Annotated in this window: 12 protein-coding genes and 1 pseudogene; 7 read left to right on the top strand and 6 right to left on the bottom strand. The window is 46.3% G+C overall.

Features of this window, described 5'->3' with window-relative positions; translation table 11 throughout:
* Positions 1–93: 93 nt before the first annotated feature.
* Positions 94–687, bottom strand: coding sequence for a hypothetical protein (locus tag V6669_RS28420; protein ID WP_338589007.1), 594 nt, complete (start codon positions 685–687; stop codon positions 94–96).
* 508 nt (positions 688–1,195) lie between these two features.
* Between V6669_RS28420 and V6669_RS28415 the strand changes: the two genes are divergently transcribed.
* Complete coding sequence (locus V6669_RS28415; RefSeq protein ID WP_338589005.1) at positions 1,196–2,092, top strand: diacylglycerol kinase family protein; 897 nt, start codon at positions 1,196–1,198, stop codon at positions 2,090–2,092.
* A gap of 13 nt (positions 2,093–2,105) precedes the next feature.
* On the opposite strand, the pseudogene V6669_RS28410 reads toward V6669_RS28415, so the two are convergent.
* A pseudogene (locus V6669_RS28410) lies at positions 2,106–2,722 on the bottom strand (GNAT family protein).
* Between the two features lie 329 nt (positions 2,723–3,051).
* Here V6669_RS28410 and V6669_RS28405 point away from each other — a divergent pair.
* Positions 3,052–3,849, top strand: coding sequence for a hypothetical protein (locus tag V6669_RS28405; RefSeq protein ID WP_338589003.1), 798 nt, complete (start codon positions 3,052–3,054; stop codon positions 3,847–3,849).
* A gap of 156 nt (positions 3,850–4,005) precedes the next feature.
* Here V6669_RS28405 and V6669_RS28400 read toward each other — a convergent pair whose 3' ends face one another.
* Positions 4,006–4,632 carry a TetR/AcrR family transcriptional regulator gene (locus V6669_RS28400; RefSeq protein ID WP_338589001.1) on the bottom strand — a complete coding sequence of 209 codons (627 nt, stop codon included), beginning with the start codon at positions 4,630–4,632 and terminating at the stop codon, positions 4,006–4,008.
* 178 nt (positions 4,633–4,810) lie between these two features.
* Between V6669_RS28400 and V6669_RS28395 the strand changes: the two genes are divergently transcribed.
* Both V6669_RS28395 and V6669_RS28390 read left to right on the top strand, forming a co-directional pair.
* Positions 4,811–7,042, top strand: a complete 2,232-nt coding sequence (locus V6669_RS28395) for an MMPL family transporter (protein ID WP_338588999.1) — start codon at positions 4,811–4,813, stop codon at positions 7,040–7,042.
* Positions 7,043–7,311: 269 nt separating this feature from the next.
* Positions 7,312–8,265: a nucleoside hydrolase gene (locus V6669_RS28390; RefSeq protein WP_091035973.1), complete on the top strand. Its 954-nt coding sequence runs from the start codon at positions 7,312–7,314 to the stop codon at positions 8,263–8,265.
* A gap of 335 nt (positions 8,266–8,600) precedes the next feature.
* Here V6669_RS28390 and V6669_RS28385 read toward each other — a convergent pair whose 3' ends face one another.
* From V6669_RS28385 to V6669_RS28375, 3 genes are all read right to left on the bottom strand, one after another.
* A complete protein-coding gene (locus tag V6669_RS28385; protein ID WP_338588995.1) occupies positions 8,601–10,319 on the bottom strand; it encodes a methyl-accepting chemotaxis protein in 1,719 nt (572 codons plus the stop codon).
* 286 nt (positions 10,320–10,605) lie between these two features.
* The gene (locus V6669_RS28380) at positions 10,606–11,352 is read right to left on the bottom strand and encodes a DUF3105 domain-containing protein (RefSeq protein WP_338588993.1); all 747 of its coding nucleotides are present in this window, start codon (positions 11,350–11,352) and stop codon (positions 10,606–10,608) included.
* A 452-nt stretch (positions 11,353–11,804) separates the two neighbouring features.
* A complete protein-coding gene (locus V6669_RS28375; protein WP_338588991.1) occupies positions 11,805–12,722 on the bottom strand; it encodes a hypothetical protein in 918 nt (305 codons plus the stop codon).
* A gap of 376 nt (positions 12,723–13,098) precedes the next feature.
* Between V6669_RS28375 and V6669_RS28370 the strand changes: the two genes are divergently transcribed.
* The 3 genes from V6669_RS28370 (at position 13,099) to V6669_RS28360 (ending at position 16,075) form a co-directional block, all read left to right on the top strand.
* Entirely contained in the window at positions 13,099–13,443 is a 345-nt protein-coding gene (locus tag V6669_RS28370; RefSeq protein WP_017691786.1) for a Na-translocating system protein MpsC family protein, read from the top strand.
* Between the two features lie 447 nt (positions 13,444–13,890).
* The gene (locus tag V6669_RS28365; protein ID WP_289392917.1) at positions 13,891–14,961 is read left to right on the top strand and encodes an ABC transporter substrate-binding protein; all 1,071 of its coding nucleotides are present in this window, start codon (positions 13,891–13,893) and stop codon (positions 14,959–14,961) included.
* A 187-nt stretch (positions 14,962–15,148) separates the two neighbouring features.
* A complete protein-coding gene (locus tag V6669_RS28360) occupies positions 15,149–16,075 on the top strand; it encodes a nucleoside hydrolase (RefSeq protein WP_338595075.1) in 927 nt (308 codons plus the stop codon).
* The last annotated feature ends 125 nt before the right edge of the window (positions 16,076–16,200 follow it).

Genomic DNA, 16,200 nt, shown 5'->3' with positions numbered 1-16,200 from the left:
GTAATTAAAAAGAATAGCCGGGAGCACCCTAGTAGGGTTCCCGGCTATTTGTCGTATCTCCAGAGGATTGACGCTGAGATATGAAGTATTTATTTACTGATCCTTAGTCTCCTTTGCAGGTTCATCTGCTCCGTTGCTAGAGATCGAGTTCACTTCTACTTTTGCGTCGTCGCTGTTCACTTCCTCCAGTGCAGACGGAGCGGGTTCACCCGGGATCAATTCGCGCTGCTCAATCATGCGTTTGACGACTTCATAACAGTCATCCACATGTTTGTTACCCACATAGCGCATGGCTGTGAAGCTGAGTGCGGCAGCTAGTCCCTGTCCTGCAAATGGGACGAATTTGGCGACGGATTTGGTGGCTACGCGTACGCCGACTCTTTTCAGAACCTGTGCCACCAATTCCTTGGTGATCATACGACCGATGACTTTGCTTCCGATGGACATGACGAATCCATAGATCATGGATTTGGTCTCGGGGTCCATGCCATCCAGCTGTTTTTGTGATAATCCGAATTTATTGTTAATGGCAGGCAACAGCTGCATCAGCATCCCCACATCAGCCAGTACGTCTGTACCGGGCAGCGGAACGAGTGTTGTGCCGGCAGAAGCGGTAGCTCTTTTGCGAACCATGGTACGGCATTCCTTGCGAACTTGCTCCAATTGTTCCAACGTTGCCGGAATCATAGGGAATCCCTCCATTCGTATATGGTATAGATATAACCGTTTTGACTCGATTTGAATGGGTTCTCACCAGCAAAATTTGCGGCCTTATGACATTAAGGTGCGGAGAAACCCTTTTTTCCATGCATACATCTGGTTAAACAAGGAAATGGTTTTATAAGATAAACGGGTCATCTTTATAAGTTGAACCTTACATTTACACGAGAACGTAGAGGACAGAAATAACTTGAAGAAACGAAGTGTTCGCCTTTATCCCCATATTTTCACCTTTGCAAAATTAAATCAAAAAAATCTGGGGATAACAGCGATCGGAAGGTTATTCTGTCATCGGAGTGGCAAGTGTGAATATTCTTAGTTGAACTTATATAGCTATTACGAATGAATGAGGATTAGGATGCATACCTGATTGGGAAACCTATTCGGAATCATGATGAGTACTTAGCGCAAGGCTTGTTTACGGCTTCGACCTTTGTGGGTAAAGGTTAACAAGCATTGGAATGGAGGAAGAGGGATGGAGTTTAACAAAGCGTTGTTAATTCATCATCATCATTCGGGCAAGGCTAATCGTGAGAATACAGTGGGCCTTGTGGCTGGTATGCTGGCTCCAGCTGTGCATGAACTCGTCATTGTGCGTACGGATGAACCGGGTGAAGGGGAGAAGCTGTGTCGTGAGCGCGGGGAACAATTCGATGTGGTGTTTATCCTGGGTGGGGATGGCACAGTACATGAATGCGTGAATGGACTGGCTGATCTGCAACATCCTCCGTTGATTGGTGTATTGCCTGGAGGTACCTGTAATGATTTTGCACGTTCGCTCGGCATTTCACCGGATGCAGAGACTGCCGCACAAGAAATGTTTGCAGGTCGGGTGGTATCCATTGATGTTGGACGAGCCAATGATCGGGTGTTCACGAACTTTTTCGGTATTGGCTTAATCAGTGATGCATCGCAGAATATTAACGAGAATCTGAAAGGTGCGCTGGGTAAGCTCAGTTATTTTATCAGCACGTTGCAGACGATTAGTCATACAGAGCCGTTTCGTTATCAACTGGAAGTAAATGGGGAAGAGATGGAAGGCGAAGCGGTGATGATCTATGCAGCTAATGGCCGTTTTCTGGGAACAAATGCCCTGCCCTTTGCAACGGATGCGTTGCAGGATGGCGAACTGGACGTGCTCATTATTCATGAGACAGGCATTCCGCTGCTGCGAGAGATTCTGTCGCACAAGCCGGAGGGAGATTGGCAACCTCAGAGTGAGAGCATTTCATACTTCAAGGCATCTACGCTAAAAGTGAACACAGATGCGCCGATGTCAGCTGACACGGATGGCGAATTATATATGAAGACACCCGCCGAGCTGTCGGTGCTGACGGGTCATCTGAAGTTTCTAACCGGGGAGGGTTATTAAATCCCCCGGTTTTTTAGTTAGATTTTAGCTGATCGAAAAATCGAACATTCCTTACCTGATCTTTCATATGACGTTGTCTGAACTCATCCTCCAGCATGCTCATCTGAATCGCATCATGATATTGATGGTTGTAGAACAAGACATCCCGCTTCACACCCTCACGCTGGAATCCAAGTTTCTCATACGTGCGAATGGCTCGCTCGTTAAAGGCGTACACCTCAAGCTCGATTCGATGCAGGTTACAGATGCCGAAGCCGTAGTCCAGCATAAGCAGCAAAGCCTCGCTACCGTAACCTTTTCCTTGATGCTCGGCATGATTGATGGCAACCCGGATGTGTGCACTGCGATTCTTGGCATGCATGTCCATCAGGACGACATCTCCGATGATCTGGTCATTCTCCTGTAAAGCAATCAGTAGCATCAATCTGGAGTCATCCTGTGCTGCATTCTCAACATAACGTTCAACCTGAGCGCGTGTGAAACTGTTCTGTGTTCCTGTCAGCCTACGCATCTCGGCGTCACACAGACCGGGGAAATAAGCACCACATCTGTAATCTCGAAAGGACGCAGATATATGCGCGACGTTTCTAGCAGACGGGGGATACGTGGGGAAGGTTTTGAATGTGACATTAGTTGTTCCTCCTATGGGTTCAAGGCTAGTGTTATTCATGTTATGTATCGTATTAATCAACGGGAAATAGATAATTAACAACACTTTACCATATTTTCTCATGCTTGTAGCTATAATGGTCGATATAAGTATTGTCGTGCTTGCTAAGTCGAAGAGAAACCTGGTTTGAAGATTCGTATTACTCTGCTCGAATTACATATTTTGATTTGCTGTACTGTATACATAGCTGCGTTGTAGTAAACCAGACATTCATAGTCTTAAAGAGACGTATCAGTTTACCTTAGCAGGCCGATAGATTCTATAAGAATAGAAATGGGGATTTAACGAAATGCGAAAGTTAGAGAATTGTTTGAAGTGGTTTACTGTTTTTTTATTTTTGGCTACACCGCTGTTTACTTCACCTGGACAGGTCTTAGCAGCGAAAAAAGAAATCTATATTACTCTTTCTGGTGAGAAACACAGATATGTGGGAGAAGTCAAAAATGGTGTTCCTAATGGTAAAGGAATATCCTACTTTCCAAATGGGAAGAAGAGCTTTGAAGGTAAGTTTGTAGCGGGAATGCCTCATGAAGGAAAAAGGTATAACGCAGATGGAAAGCTGTACTCGGATATTTCTAATGGACAGGGAAAGACTTATTACCCAAATGGAAATTTTAATTATGTTGGTAAGGTGGATAAGGAAACATGGCTTCCTTCAGGTAAGGGTACCGAATATTATCCAGATGGAACGGTTAAATATAAGGGTGATTTTTTGAATGGTTCGTTTCATGGTCAAGGTAAGTGGTATACAGAATATGGTGAAATGTTCTATCAGGGTACGTTTAAGAATGGTTTGCCACAGGGACAAGGTAAAGCATATCAATATGGAGAAATTGCCTATGTTGGTGCATTTGATAAAGGAGTACCCACGTATTCTGGCAAAATTAAATTGTACGAAGATGGTGTAATCATCTATGATGGGCAGGCTAAAAATGGAGCTATTACCGGCAAAGGTAAAGGGTACTTAAACGGTAAGTTAGTCTATGTGGGCATGTTTAAAAACGGAAGACCAACGGGTGAAGGTAAATTCTATACGGAGAATAGTAGTGATGGCCCTAATATATCTATTTATATCACTGTCGATTAAGTACCAGGTAAGTAATTACAGGATCAATTCAAAACTTTCAGGAGCAGAGTCCTATAATCATGATTAGATTTTAACCAATAAACCATCGGTAGGTGTGTTCATTGCATCGCCCGATGGTTCTTTGGCATAACTACTTTTGAGATACAGCTATATATTTTAGTTCCGCTTAACCGCTCCATCCAGAAATAGCGCCACCAGTTCCCGTGCGAGTTCCTCAATGCTACCGTCATTCATGTTGCGTACATCTTCGCGGTTCGCGAGCATCAGCAGTGACGTAAATGCATGGGCAAGCAGCATGGGGTTCCCGACCCGCAAGTAACCATTGTCCATCTCCTTCTGAAAATGGGTGGCTAGCACTTCAAATATGCGAACCTCCGCTTCTCGAATCTGGGCGAGTTGATCCGTATCCAGATGTTTCTCGGCTTCTCGCATCATGGTCTCCGTCTCAATATGGGAGTGCTGCATCTTCGCTTCAGCAACCTTAACCAGCCTTTCTTGCAATGAGCCGGGTTCTTCCAGACGGAGCGAAGTCTGCTGCATGCCCATCGCCATCATTCGGGTAATGGCAACGGTGAACAGATCGGCTTTGCTGGTGAAGTGATAATAGATCGATGCTTTGGTTACATTGCATAATGAAGCAATCTGCTGGAGAGAAACGGGCTCATACCCGTATTCCATAAACAGACGTGAAGCGGTCATCAATATGTTGGATTGCACAGATGCTTGATCCACACCTGTTTTGGGTCTACCCGGTGAACGGGGAATGTTTGTTTTTTTGCTCATAAGTACATACCTCTTTACGTATTTAATTGCTTGTTAGAAGTGTTCACAAAATTAGGCATTGCAAAATTAACCTTCCGGTATATATAATTAACTCGATTATACTATGACCCGTGGTTCATTACTACACCATCATATATATTAGGGCTTCATAGAAACAGAATAGGGAGATGAAGAGACAATGCAGGAAGGTTCGGGTTACGGCCGCTGGGTTGCCGGCAAACGAAGCAAATGGATTACACTGTTGGTATGGATCATTATCGCCGTTGTGCTTGGCATGGTATGGCCTGCTGTAGGTGATCGTGAAACCAATAACGCACAGGATCTGAGTGAATCCAAACCATCGGTTCAGGCAGCTGCACTTGCCGAGAAGGAATTCCCTGGCGGTGAAGGACTGCCCGCGCTGATCGTATGGCGTCAAGCCGGCGGTCTGACGGATGAGCAGATTGAGAACATACAGGCATTAACGGAACGACTGGATCAAGATCCGGTAGAACAACAACAGTCCGTTGTGCCACTCTATCAATTACCACCACAGGCATTGAAAGGCCAGCTTTCGGAAGACGGAAGTACTTTGGTTATGCCACTTTTCTTCAATGAAGGTGCCGATTCGGAACAATTGAAGGAAGCTATTGAAGCACTTGAGCAAAAAACACAAGACATCTTCGGGTCAAACCCGTTCGATGTAGCCATAGATGATACCAATACACTGATTGCCCGTGTGACAGGACCAGTAGGGATATCCATTGATGCGAGCGGGCTATTCTCTTCCGCCGATGTATCCTTGCTGATTGCTACGGTTGTACTGGTTTTAGTACTGCTGTTGTTGATCTATCGCTCGCCAGTGCTGGCGATTATCCCGATCATTGCCGTTGGATTCGCGTATATGGTGACAAGCCCCATTCTCGGATTCATGGCGGATCAGGGCTGGATCACGGTGGACGCACAGTCGATCTCGATCATGACCGTATTGTTATTTGGAGCAGGAACGGATTACTGCCTGTTTATGATCTCCAGATACCGTCAAATTCTCTATCATGAGCCGGATAAAAAGAAAGCTATCTTCCAGGCAATCACCGGATCTTCCGGCGCCATTGCCATGAGTGGATTCACGGTCGTTGCAGCACTACTGGTGCTGTTGCTGGCTGAATATGGTGCATATCATCGCTTTGCCGTACCATTCAGTCTGTCCATCTTTATCATGTTTATTGCAAGTCTGACGCTGGTTCCGGCACTTCTTGCGATCTTTGGCCGGGGTTCATTCTACCCGTTCGTACCACGTACACATGAGATGGAAGTGGAACGTGCGAAGAAAAAAGGAAAACCGGCTCCTGCCCCGCGCAAAGTGAAGGAAAGCTGGATTGGCCGTGTTGTAGTAACAAAGCCATGGACCGTTCTTGCAATTACGTTGGTATTGCTGGGAGGACTGGCGGCATTTTCTACTCAGGTTAAATTCACGTATGATCTGTTGTCTTCTTTCCCGGAGGATGTGCCTTCCCGCGAAGGTTTCACCGTCATCGGTGAACAGTTCTCCCAAGGTGAGCTGGCTCCAGTGAAAGTGATCGTTGATGCCGAAGGCAAAGAAACTGATCTGAAGCAGCGTCTCGAATCGCTGGATTACATTAGCAAAGTAGGCGATGCCCAGCAGGGCGCCGAGAATGCCAACATTACCGCCTTTGACGTGGAATTTAATCTGAATCCATATTCCATGGAGGCAATGCAGCATATTCCAGATCTGCGGGCTACTGCGGAACAGGCGCTTCAAGAAGCTGGTGTAGCTAATGTGGACAGTCAGGTCTGGATCGATGGTCAGACGGCTGAACAGTATGACATTGAAGTGGCTGGAGAACGGGATGCCAAGATCATTATTCCCGTGGTCATCGGTATGATTACATTGTTATTACTATTATATCTGCGTTCAGTTGTAGCTACGGCGTATCTGATTGCAACGGTTGTTCTGTCGTATTTCTCTGCACTGGGTCTGGGTTGGATCATCATTCACTACGGACTTGGCGCAGATGCCATTCAGGGAGCGATTCCGCTGTATTCCTTCGTATTCCTCGTGGCACTGGGTGAAGACTACAACATCTTCATGATCTCTAGCATCTGGCAGAAACGCAAAACGATGCCGCTTCGTCAAGCGATTAGAGAAGGTGTTGGCGAGACAAGCTCTGTTATTACATCTGCAGGTCTGATCTTGGCAGGAACATTTGCGGTACTTGCTACATTGCCAATTCAGGTGTTGGTGCAGTTTGGTATAATCACAGCTGTTGGTGTGATGTTGGATACCTTCCTGGTTCGTCCGTTCATGGTGCCGGCTATCACCGCATTGCTGGGCAAATGGGCTTTCTGGCCAGGCAAGTATGTTCCAATTGCAGAGAAGAATGAGGAGAAACAGAACCAGTCCGTGTAATGCATGGATTGGTGAGATGGACAGCGGTGCTTGAAGCCTGCTGTCCATTTCTTTATTTTCCGAACGATGATGACCTCAACCCGTTGTCCTCCTGAGATGGAATGGTGGAACTGTAAAATATCCGCAGGATGAGGCATGATCCTGGCTTTCTTTGTATGGGGAAGGTTTACGTAACCAAGTGTTTTGGGACATAATAGAGGAAGCGTCGGCCTTGGGCAGACGATAGAATTAACAACAATGGGACAACCAGGGGAAGGATGAAAGCAAGCATGACGAACCAACTTAATGTGTATTTCAACCATGACGGCGGCGTGGATGACCTCGTATCGCTGTTCATGCTTCTGCAAATGGACAATGTACATGTAACCGGCGTATCGGTTATTCCGGCAGACGGATATCTGGAGCCAGCAACAGATGCCAGCCGTAAAATTATCGATCGTTTCGGTACATATTCCGTAGAGGTATCCAAATCCAACTCCAGAGGGAAAAATCCATTTCCTGCGGCGTGGAGACTGCATTCCTTCTATGTAGATGCACTTCCAGTACTGAATGAATCCGGCAAAATGGAAGCACCACTCTCTACTGTTCCAGCACACCAGCATCTGATCGAGAAAGTGCGCAATACCGAAGGCAAAACGTTGCTCCTGTTCACAGGCCCACTGACTGACCTTGCGCGTGCACTCGACGAAGCACCAGACATTGAAGAGAAAATCGACAAGCTGGTATGGATGGGTGGCACATTTGAGCGTGGTAACGTAGAAGAGCCTGAGCATGATGGTACAGCTGAATGGAACGTATTCTGGGACCCGGAAGCGGCTTATCGTGTGTGGCAGAGCGGCATACAGATCGATCTGGTTGCACTGGAAAGCACAAACAAAGTACCTCTGACACCAGCTGTTCGTAACCGCTGGGCAGCAGAGCGTCGCTTCGAAGGCGTTGACTTCTTGGGTAACTGTTACGCAGGTTGTCCGCCACTGGTGTACAGTGAGACAAATTCCACATACTATCTGTGGGATGTGCTGACAACGGCTTCCGTTGGACGCGAGGACATCGTGAAGAAGAAAACCGTAAACTGCATTGTCATCCCGGATGGTCCTAGCCAGGGCCGCACGGTGGAGCAAGCAGACGGACGTCCAGTACAACTGGTGTATGATACCGATCCGGAAGCGTTCTTTACGTACATGACGGATTTGGGTAAAAAAGCTGCTCCGCAGCGCTACTAATTCAGGCAGCCTCTGGGCTTGCCATCCTTAAAGGTACAACAAAAATAAAGCCGCAGGCAGTGTCCGGAAATGGGGTTGACCCCATAATCCCGTCCCTGCCGTGCGGCTTTTTTGTTGTGGGCTGATCAATATAGATTGAACAATCATTTTACACGAGAACGTAGAGGACAGAAAAAACTGGAGAAGCGAAGCGTTCGCCTTTATTCTCAGATTTTAACCTTTGAAAAAAGAATCAAAAAATCTGAGAATAACAGCGATCGGAAGGTTGTTCTGTCATCGAAGTGGCATGTGTGAATATTCTTTAGTTCAATCTGTATAACAATCTAAGCTGCCCGCTATATTTTAAATCGACTAATCAATCCGTTCAGCTCACTGGACAATACCCGCAGAGATTCGGCGGATGCACTCATCTCATCCATGGATTGCAGTTGGCTTCCGGTAGCATGAGACACCTGTTGGATACTTGAAGAGGATTCGCGTGAGATATGTTCCATATCCTCCACGGAAGCGGACACTTCTTCTGCACTGGCAGACAGCTGCTCGGATGCTGCGGATACTTCGTGGAGACGTTCATTCATCGTTTCGATTCCGGTATGAATGGATGTAAACGAACGGCCTGCCTCCTGAACAACAGCGAGACCGGATTGGACTGCTGATGTGCTGGCAGACATATGTTCCGACAACAGGGCAGTCTGGCGTGTCATCTCGGCGATCAGTTCGGTTACATGTTGGGACGATTGCTCTGATTCCCCCGCAAGTTTGCGAACCTCTGAGGCAACCACCGCAAACCCGCTGCCATATTCTCCTGCACGAGCCGCTTCAATACTTGCATTAAGTGCGAGCAGATTGGTCTGTGAAGCGATGCCTTTCATCAGATGTGCCACCGATTCAATTTTACCTGAGTACTGCTCCAGCTGAGAGGTGGAGGCCACCATCTGCACATTTGCTTGATGAATTTTATCCATGCTGTCCATCGCCGTGTTGATGTTGGCTTGACCTTGCACCGCGTTATTGGTCGTTTCCTGTGATACATCTGCGACTATAGAAGAAGAATTCGCAATGTGCTGCATGCTGCGCGTAATCTCTTCCATGGCTACCGTAACTTCGCCAGCACGAGCCACCTGTTCGGCAGCTCCACTGGCTGTATGATTCGTATGCTCGGCAATACGCTGGCTAGCTTCGGCAGTTGCCTGTGAATGTTTCGATACTCCTTCTGCAGCCTGTAGCAGAGAATCGGAGCTTTGACGGATGCCCGTCATGACATCCCGGGTACCTGTAACCAGATGTTTGAACTCGGAAGCGAGCTGTCCCACCTCGTCCTTGCGGCTAAGTTCAACGTTGACGGTCAGGTCGCCTTTTCCTACCTGGGTAATTAACTTCTTCAACTTCACCAATGGTCGGGTCAAGTAGTGGGCGAATCCATACACCAGCAAGACACTGAGCAGCACAATAGCCAGGGCTGTCCAGATCATGGTCATCCGGTTGCGTGACATCAGTTCATATACCGCAGTGGAATCCAGATCCGCACCGACCAGCCCCAGTACTTTTCCGTCATCTCCGTGGATCGGCACATACGCAGTAATGGTAGCGCCATATTCATCCTGTGTGAGTTCGCCCCGAATAGGTTCATTCTGTTCAAAAGCTTGCAGCATTCCTTCATAATGGTTCTCTTCTGCGGAACCGTAAGGGGAGAAGTCATCTTCTGCCACATCGGCAGCAGCTCCATCCACAACATAGTAATATGTATTTGTTCCATTTTCTTCGCGTGTACCAAGTGTATACAGATACTTGAGCCCATTGGCCTCGCGCAGTTGACTGAGCTGTTCACGTAATGTGCCATAATACGCTGTCTCGCCCTGTCCGGTACTGAGTGGTGCATAAAGAGAAGTGTCAATTAGTGCAGCTGCCCGTTCAGCCACAGCCTGTGCCTGCATCCCCATGGACTGCTCGACCAGTTGAGCCGATGAACGGTACATTGTAATGCCAAGAACCGCACCCGCGGCCAGCATCAGACAGGAAAAAAATAAAAAGATCCGCATAAACAAACTGTTCATTGGTAAAAGTGTTCCCCCTTGATCTGTTGGATGAATCGTCTCTTTGTCTCTTTACTTGGTAGTGCTTGTCGTTTTTCTTTGGTTCGTATGTATTGTATATATCAAATGTACAGTTTTCTACTTGAAATATCGGCATCCGGTCCATAAAGAATTAGCTCCCGTGTCAATTTGATCCGGGAGCTAATTACGTTTATATCCTATATCGACCATGCCCATCATTGGAACAAACCTCATGGTTACGACTTAGAGGGGCTTCACATGACTAAGTGATTACGTCATTACATCATTACATTGTTCCGCCGCCCTGGCGAACAGAGGCAGGAATCTTTTCTGGTCCCTGATTAATATATCTATTGATAAAAGTACCCACTTTGGCATCGTCGAATTGGTCGAGTTTCATCGTTTTGGTCCATGCGGTCACTACGACTTCACTGCCTTCGGGAATATCCTTGTTTGGTACGGCAAGTATACCTGCCCCAGCTTCCCGGAATTTGACGAGGTATTTTAGATGCTCCTTCAAGTCCTCGCTTGCGTTCTCACGATAATAGATGATGATATCCCCGTGCTCCAGATTGTGTACCAGGTAATTATAACCCGGGAAGTCGGTGTAAAATCCAAACTTGATATCATGCGGATTATGCGGCCCTGAAGTTGGGATCTTCATCTCATACTGGATAGGGTCCTCCGTATGGTCAGCCCCATAATATTTATCGTCCGTCACATTGATTGTTGCGTTGGATTCCAGATCAGCTACATTATAGGTTTTACCTGCACCTTGCATGAAAAACAGACCAAACGTAACAATCGACACAGCCATCATTACGTGTGCAGCCAGCCGAAGGGAGCGACTTTTTTTGTGGATGTCCGCGCGTTCTTTCTTTTTCATGTGGCCCAGGATTTTGCCCTGTGTGCGTGATGCCCAGATATAGGCGGCGATGGAGAACAGAAACACGATTACACCTACGATGAGCCACAGGTAGGATGTACCTGCCTCGTGCTCCATTTGCATATGATCCATATGAGTCATGTCCATAGAGAGTTCCTCTGCTTTCTTTGTAAAATGAGTAATTAATACACTACATTATGTAGTGTTGATGGCAACGATAAATCCTCTTATTACGTAACGAGAGTTGCTGGATTGGTTTATTACGTAAATAAGAACATACCTGTTGCACTACACATTATAGTGTATTGTACATGCTCGGCGCAACGCTGCCTTGGAAAACCAAAAAAAGGCGTTCCCCGCGTGAGCAGGGAACGCCTAAATATAAATTTAAAGAGTCAGTAAAATTTTATTTATTGGAATAACCATTTACACGAAACGTAGAGGACAGAAAGAACCTGAAGAAGCGGAAGCGTTCGCCTTTATCTCCAGATTTTCACCTTTGTAAAAGTGAATAAAAAAATCTGGAGATAACAGCGATCGGAAGGTTGTTCTGTCATCGAAGTAACGAGTGTAAACAGCTTTATTCCAACTGAACTATTTTACAGACGTCCAAAAGGTGAAAGCATCAGACTGATGAGTCCAATAATAATCTCACCGAGCAATCGATACAGAATAAAGAATATGACCGCATTGGCGATGAGTACGCTGTACATGCTGTCGATGGCTGCTTTGGTGCGATTCAGTGGATATTGGAACAGCACCGAGTTCAGAGCGACAAAGACAATGATATATGAGACAGCAAGCAAGGAGATCGCGATGGAATAAGAGATGATAATAAACAGATTCGCCAGAACAAGGGATACTACAGCAGGAACAAGCAATGTACCGAACTGGGCAACCAGTGTTTTGGGACGGAAGGTTATTTTTTCAATCTTCAGAATAGCGTACATCAGTGCAATAGAGGCAATCAGAATAATGATGGTGAACAATAGCGGTCTTAAAAATCCACCAATGAACAAGCCGTCCATGCCTATGCGACTAAAGGTAATTAAGAAGTATGTAGAAGATAGAACTGCAATCAGCGCCATCGTTAGCCATCCGTTTAGGGAATGCTGGTCGCCAACAGTTTTCATCGTCTGATAAGGACGGGCCAATACACTGAGGAAATAGGATAGATACTGTTTGCTTACTTCTTTGGCTTGCTGAACTTTCTCATTCTGCACAATATTATTCCACTGATTGGAGCTATTGTCTCCTGCAGAAGCATGGTCATTGGTACCTGTTGATTCTCTCGCCTGTTCCTTGTGAATGGATACGGATGGTGTGTTGGATGGAGCGGATGCCTGGGAAGAGGTAGCCTGTGTGCTGGACCAACGGGTATATTCGGGTTCGGAAGCAGCAGCAGATTCCGGGTTCGGTACAGGAGTTGGTGATGAGGTTGTTTGCGTTAGATTAGAGCCGCACCTCTCGCAAAAATGGGCATCTCCATTTTCATGATTACATACTGGACATTTCATGGTATAAGCCTCCAATTTCTAGAAAATAAAAACATGTCAACATTGTGTCTCATTTTAACGGTTGATGACGAAGTTTGTCTATGTTTCGCAGGAATTAATACCCCTACAGAGAGAAAGTTGAAACGAAGACTCGAATGCTGTGTATTAAAACGTAGTTTAGAAGCAACAATAGTATAGGACTGACATGAAGGCATTTTAATGTAAATTCACTGTGGTTTAAGACGAATTGTTTTTGAGGGTAAATGTCTTATCGTTCGCTTCTGTGTGTAATTTACATGTTAAGTATATCTTTTGGGTTGCTCATTTCAGAAGATTTATGTATAATCAATCGTGTTAACACGTCGAATGTACGGTAGTAAGAGATGTGGGTGAGTTCATGGAACTACTGGACAGCAATGAGAGCAAGAAGAAGATGTGCCAGTATTATAACGAAATCTCGAAGGAACTGTTCGGATTTGGCACCACTCTCCTGAGAGTGACCATTGACCAGAATATTGTGACCTTCTACGCGAAGCACCGACGTTCACCGCGCTCTGACGCCCTGGAAGGGGAGGCCCCCGGCTTAAAGCTGGAAGTGGACTTCCGCATGTCTGTCTTATATAAGAAGAAATTCCGGGAGAAGCTCGAGCAACACATGGGTTTGCCAATTGAAGCTATATTGCGGGATTATGATGCGTCCACTCAGTGGGCAATCACAAATGTGATTCTGGAACAGGCCTAAGGATGGATCTTCAGGATTAATTCTTGTTGATGTATACAGAGGTTATGGCCGATTCATGATCAGGTTCCGTACAATTTCATATGATGGCGTCTGTCTTTGGATTGATTCTGAAGCAGAAACCGATGATGTACCGGCAGCGGGTGTCGCTTTCCTTTGTTTACGAAGAAAAGTGTTCTTGTTTATACAAGAATGCTTTTCTTTTTGTTTTTTAAGTCGAACTAACCCTGTATAACACATCAGATTCTTCGAAAATCAGGAAGACCCTTCGATCGCTGTTATCCCCAGATTTCTTTTATTTCCTTTAAATAAGGGAGAAATCTTGTGATAAAGGCGAACACTTCGTTTCTCCAGGTTCTTTCTGTTTTCTACGTAAGATGTGTTATCAATTTAGTTCAACTTAATGGTTGGGTTGTTAAAACACACATATCAGGGGGAATCAGGATCATGATGAAAAAGTGGATTAGCGGTTTGGCAGCAGTGGCAATGACATCAGTATTACTTGCAGGTTGTGGCAGCAGCACGGATGATGCAACAGGCGGATCAGGCAGTGGAGGGACCGCAGCGAACAAATTGGTTATCTCCACTTGGGGCTTCTCTGAAGATTTCTTCAATGAAGAAGTATTTGGTCCATTCGAAAAAGAACATAATGTAGACATCGTGCTCGAAGTCGGCAATAACGCTGAACGTCTGAATAAAATTCGTCAGGGTACATCAAATGTCGATGTTATCTACCTGTCTGATTATTATGCACAACAAGGTATCGATGAAGGTCTGTTTGAGAAAATCGACCGCTCCAAAATTCCAAATGTAAATGACATTTATGATATTGCAAAAGCACCACTTGGTGAAGATTATGGCCCGGCCTACACGGTTGGACAGCTCGGTATCGCTTATAACCCGGATCTCGTATCCAAAGAAGTGACTTCATGGAGTGACCTGTGGGACCCGGCGTTCGAAGGTAACCTGACCATTCCGAATATTACGGCAACAGCAGGCCCAATGATTGTGGATGCAGCTTCTCGTGTAGCTGGAAACGATACGTTTAATGAAGATGCGGCATTTGCTGAACTGAAAAAACTAAGCGGCAATGTGGTGAAATTCTACAGCCAAACGTCCGAATTCGTGAACATGTTCTCCCAAGAAGAGATTGCTGGCGGACCGATCATGGAAATGTATTTCAAAGATCTGAAAGCAGCCGTGCCTAATGCAAAGTTTGTTACACCTAGCGAAGGTGCATATGCCGTTATGAACACGATCAATGTCGTGAAGGGCAGCAAAAACAAAGAGCTCGCTGAAGAGTTCATCAACTGGCAGCTTAGCCAGGATGTACAAGCAAAATCTGCCAAAGCTAAAGTCGATTCCCCGGTTAACACAAAGGTTGAACTGACTGCTGAAGAAGCAGAAGGCGTAACATACGGCGCTGAAGTTGTTGAGAAGCTGAACAAGCTGGATATGGAATTCGTGAATCAACAGGTTAAAGGCTGGACAGATCGTTGGAACCGTGAGATTGCACAATAAAACAAGTAACAGGATGTCTTAAAAGTTATCTTATGAAAAATATAATCAAAAAATCTGGGGATAACAGTGATCGGAAGGTTGTTCTGTCAACGGAGTGGTAAGTGTAAATATTCTTTAGTTGAAACTTATATCATTTGCAGCAAGCAACCAATCACCGTATAGGAGTTGAGAACGGATGAGTGAAGCGCTGAATCGCATCATTTTGGATGTGGACACGGGGATTGACGACGCACTGGCGATTTTGCTGGCCGTCAAAAGTCGGAAGTTGGACATTCTCGGCATCACCACAGTCTGTGGGAACGTATCACTCCAGCAGGCAACAGAGAATACGTGCAAAATTCTTGAACTCGCGGGTGCACCAACGATCCCGGTCTTTGCCGGAGCAGCTGGACCGCTCACTCGCAAGTCGCATTATGAACACCGGGTACATGGACAGGACGGATTGGGCGGTGCGCTGCCTGGTCCGGCAGTTTCCAAGCAAGCCGAGGATGGTTTTGCGCCGGACTTTATCGTGGAGCAGGCCAGGTTATATCCAGGCGAACTGACATTGATCATGACAGCTCCATTAACCAATCTGGCACTCGCGCTGATGAAGTGTCCTGAATTGCCTTCTTTATTGAAGGAAGTCATCTTCATGGGTGGTGTGGTTCGCGGACATGGCAACATTACACCAACAGCCGAATACAACACCTACGCTGATCCAGAGGCGGCACGCATCGTATTGCACGCAGGCATCGAGAAGCTTACCCAAGTCGGTTTGGATGTGACGCGTCAAACATTGCTGAATGAAGCAACGATTGAGCGCCTCACTGATCCTGCACTGCGCGCGTACGTTGCTCAAAGCACGGAGATTTACATCAACCGTTACGAACAAATGAACGGCGTCCGCGCTTGCGCTTTACATGATCCGTTGGCAGTAGGCGTAGCCCTTGCCCCGGAACTGGTAGGACGCAAATCGTATTACGTCGATGTCGAAACCGCCAGCCGCCTGTGCGATGGCCAGATGGTATGTGACTTCCAAAACCGTTTGGGCGAGCAGCCCAACACCCTCGTCTGCGAAACCGTAGATGCAGAAAGCTTCCTTGAACTGTTTATCAACGCGTTAAACGCGTAGTTATGATCTTCACGGCATTGGGGTTCAGTCTAAAATCAACCCCACGTATTTTGCTGGTAGTGGAGGGGACGAAATCGATTCTGTAGAAGCGGCAGCGTTCGCCTTTATCCTTGGATTTTTCCTTC

Source organism: Paenibacillus sp. Y5S-9 (assembly GCF_036894235.1).
GTDB lineage: Bacteria > Bacillota > Bacilli > Paenibacillales > Paenibacillaceae > Paenibacillus.
This window is presented reverse-complemented; position numbering and strand designations above follow the sequence as displayed.

Coding starts and splice junctions, on each gene's coding strand:
- V6669_RS28400 (WP_338589001.1), bottom strand. CDS start 4,632: ATGAGCAAAAAAACAAACATTCCCCGTTCACCGGGTAGACCCAAAACA.
- V6669_RS28415 (WP_338589005.1), top strand. CDS start 1,196: ATGGAGTTTAACAAAGCGTTGTTAATTCATCATCATCATTCGGGCAAG.
- V6669_RS28365 (WP_289392917.1), top strand. CDS start 13,891: ATGAAAAAGTGGATTAGCGGTTTGGCAGCAGTGGCAATGACATCAGTA.
- V6669_RS28385 (WP_338588995.1), bottom strand. CDS start 10,319: ATGAACAGTTTGTTTATGCGGATCTTTTTATTTTTTTCCTGTCTGATG.
- V6669_RS28380 (WP_338588993.1), bottom strand. CDS start 11,352: ATGGACATGACTCATATGGATCATATGCAAATGGAGCACGAGGCAGGT.
- V6669_RS28370 (WP_017691786.1), top strand. CDS start 13,099: ATGGAACTACTGGACAGCAATGAGAGCAAGAAGAAGATGTGCCAGTAT.
- V6669_RS28375 (WP_338588991.1), bottom strand. CDS start 12,722: ATGAAATGTCCAGTATGTAATCATGAAAATGGAGATGCCCATTTTTGC.
- V6669_RS28395 (WP_338588999.1), top strand. CDS start 4,811: ATGCAGGAAGGTTCGGGTTACGGCCGCTGGGTTGCCGGCAAACGAAGC.
- V6669_RS28420 (WP_338589007.1), bottom strand. CDS start 687: ATGATTCCGGCAACGTTGGAACAATTGGAGCAAGTTCGCAAGGAATGC.
- V6669_RS28405 (WP_338589003.1), top strand. CDS start 3,052: ATGCGAAAGTTAGAGAATTGTTTGAAGTGGTTTACTGTTTTTTTATTT.
- V6669_RS28390 (WP_091035973.1), top strand. CDS start 7,312: ATGACGAACCAACTTAATGTGTATTTCAACCATGACGGCGGCGTGGAT.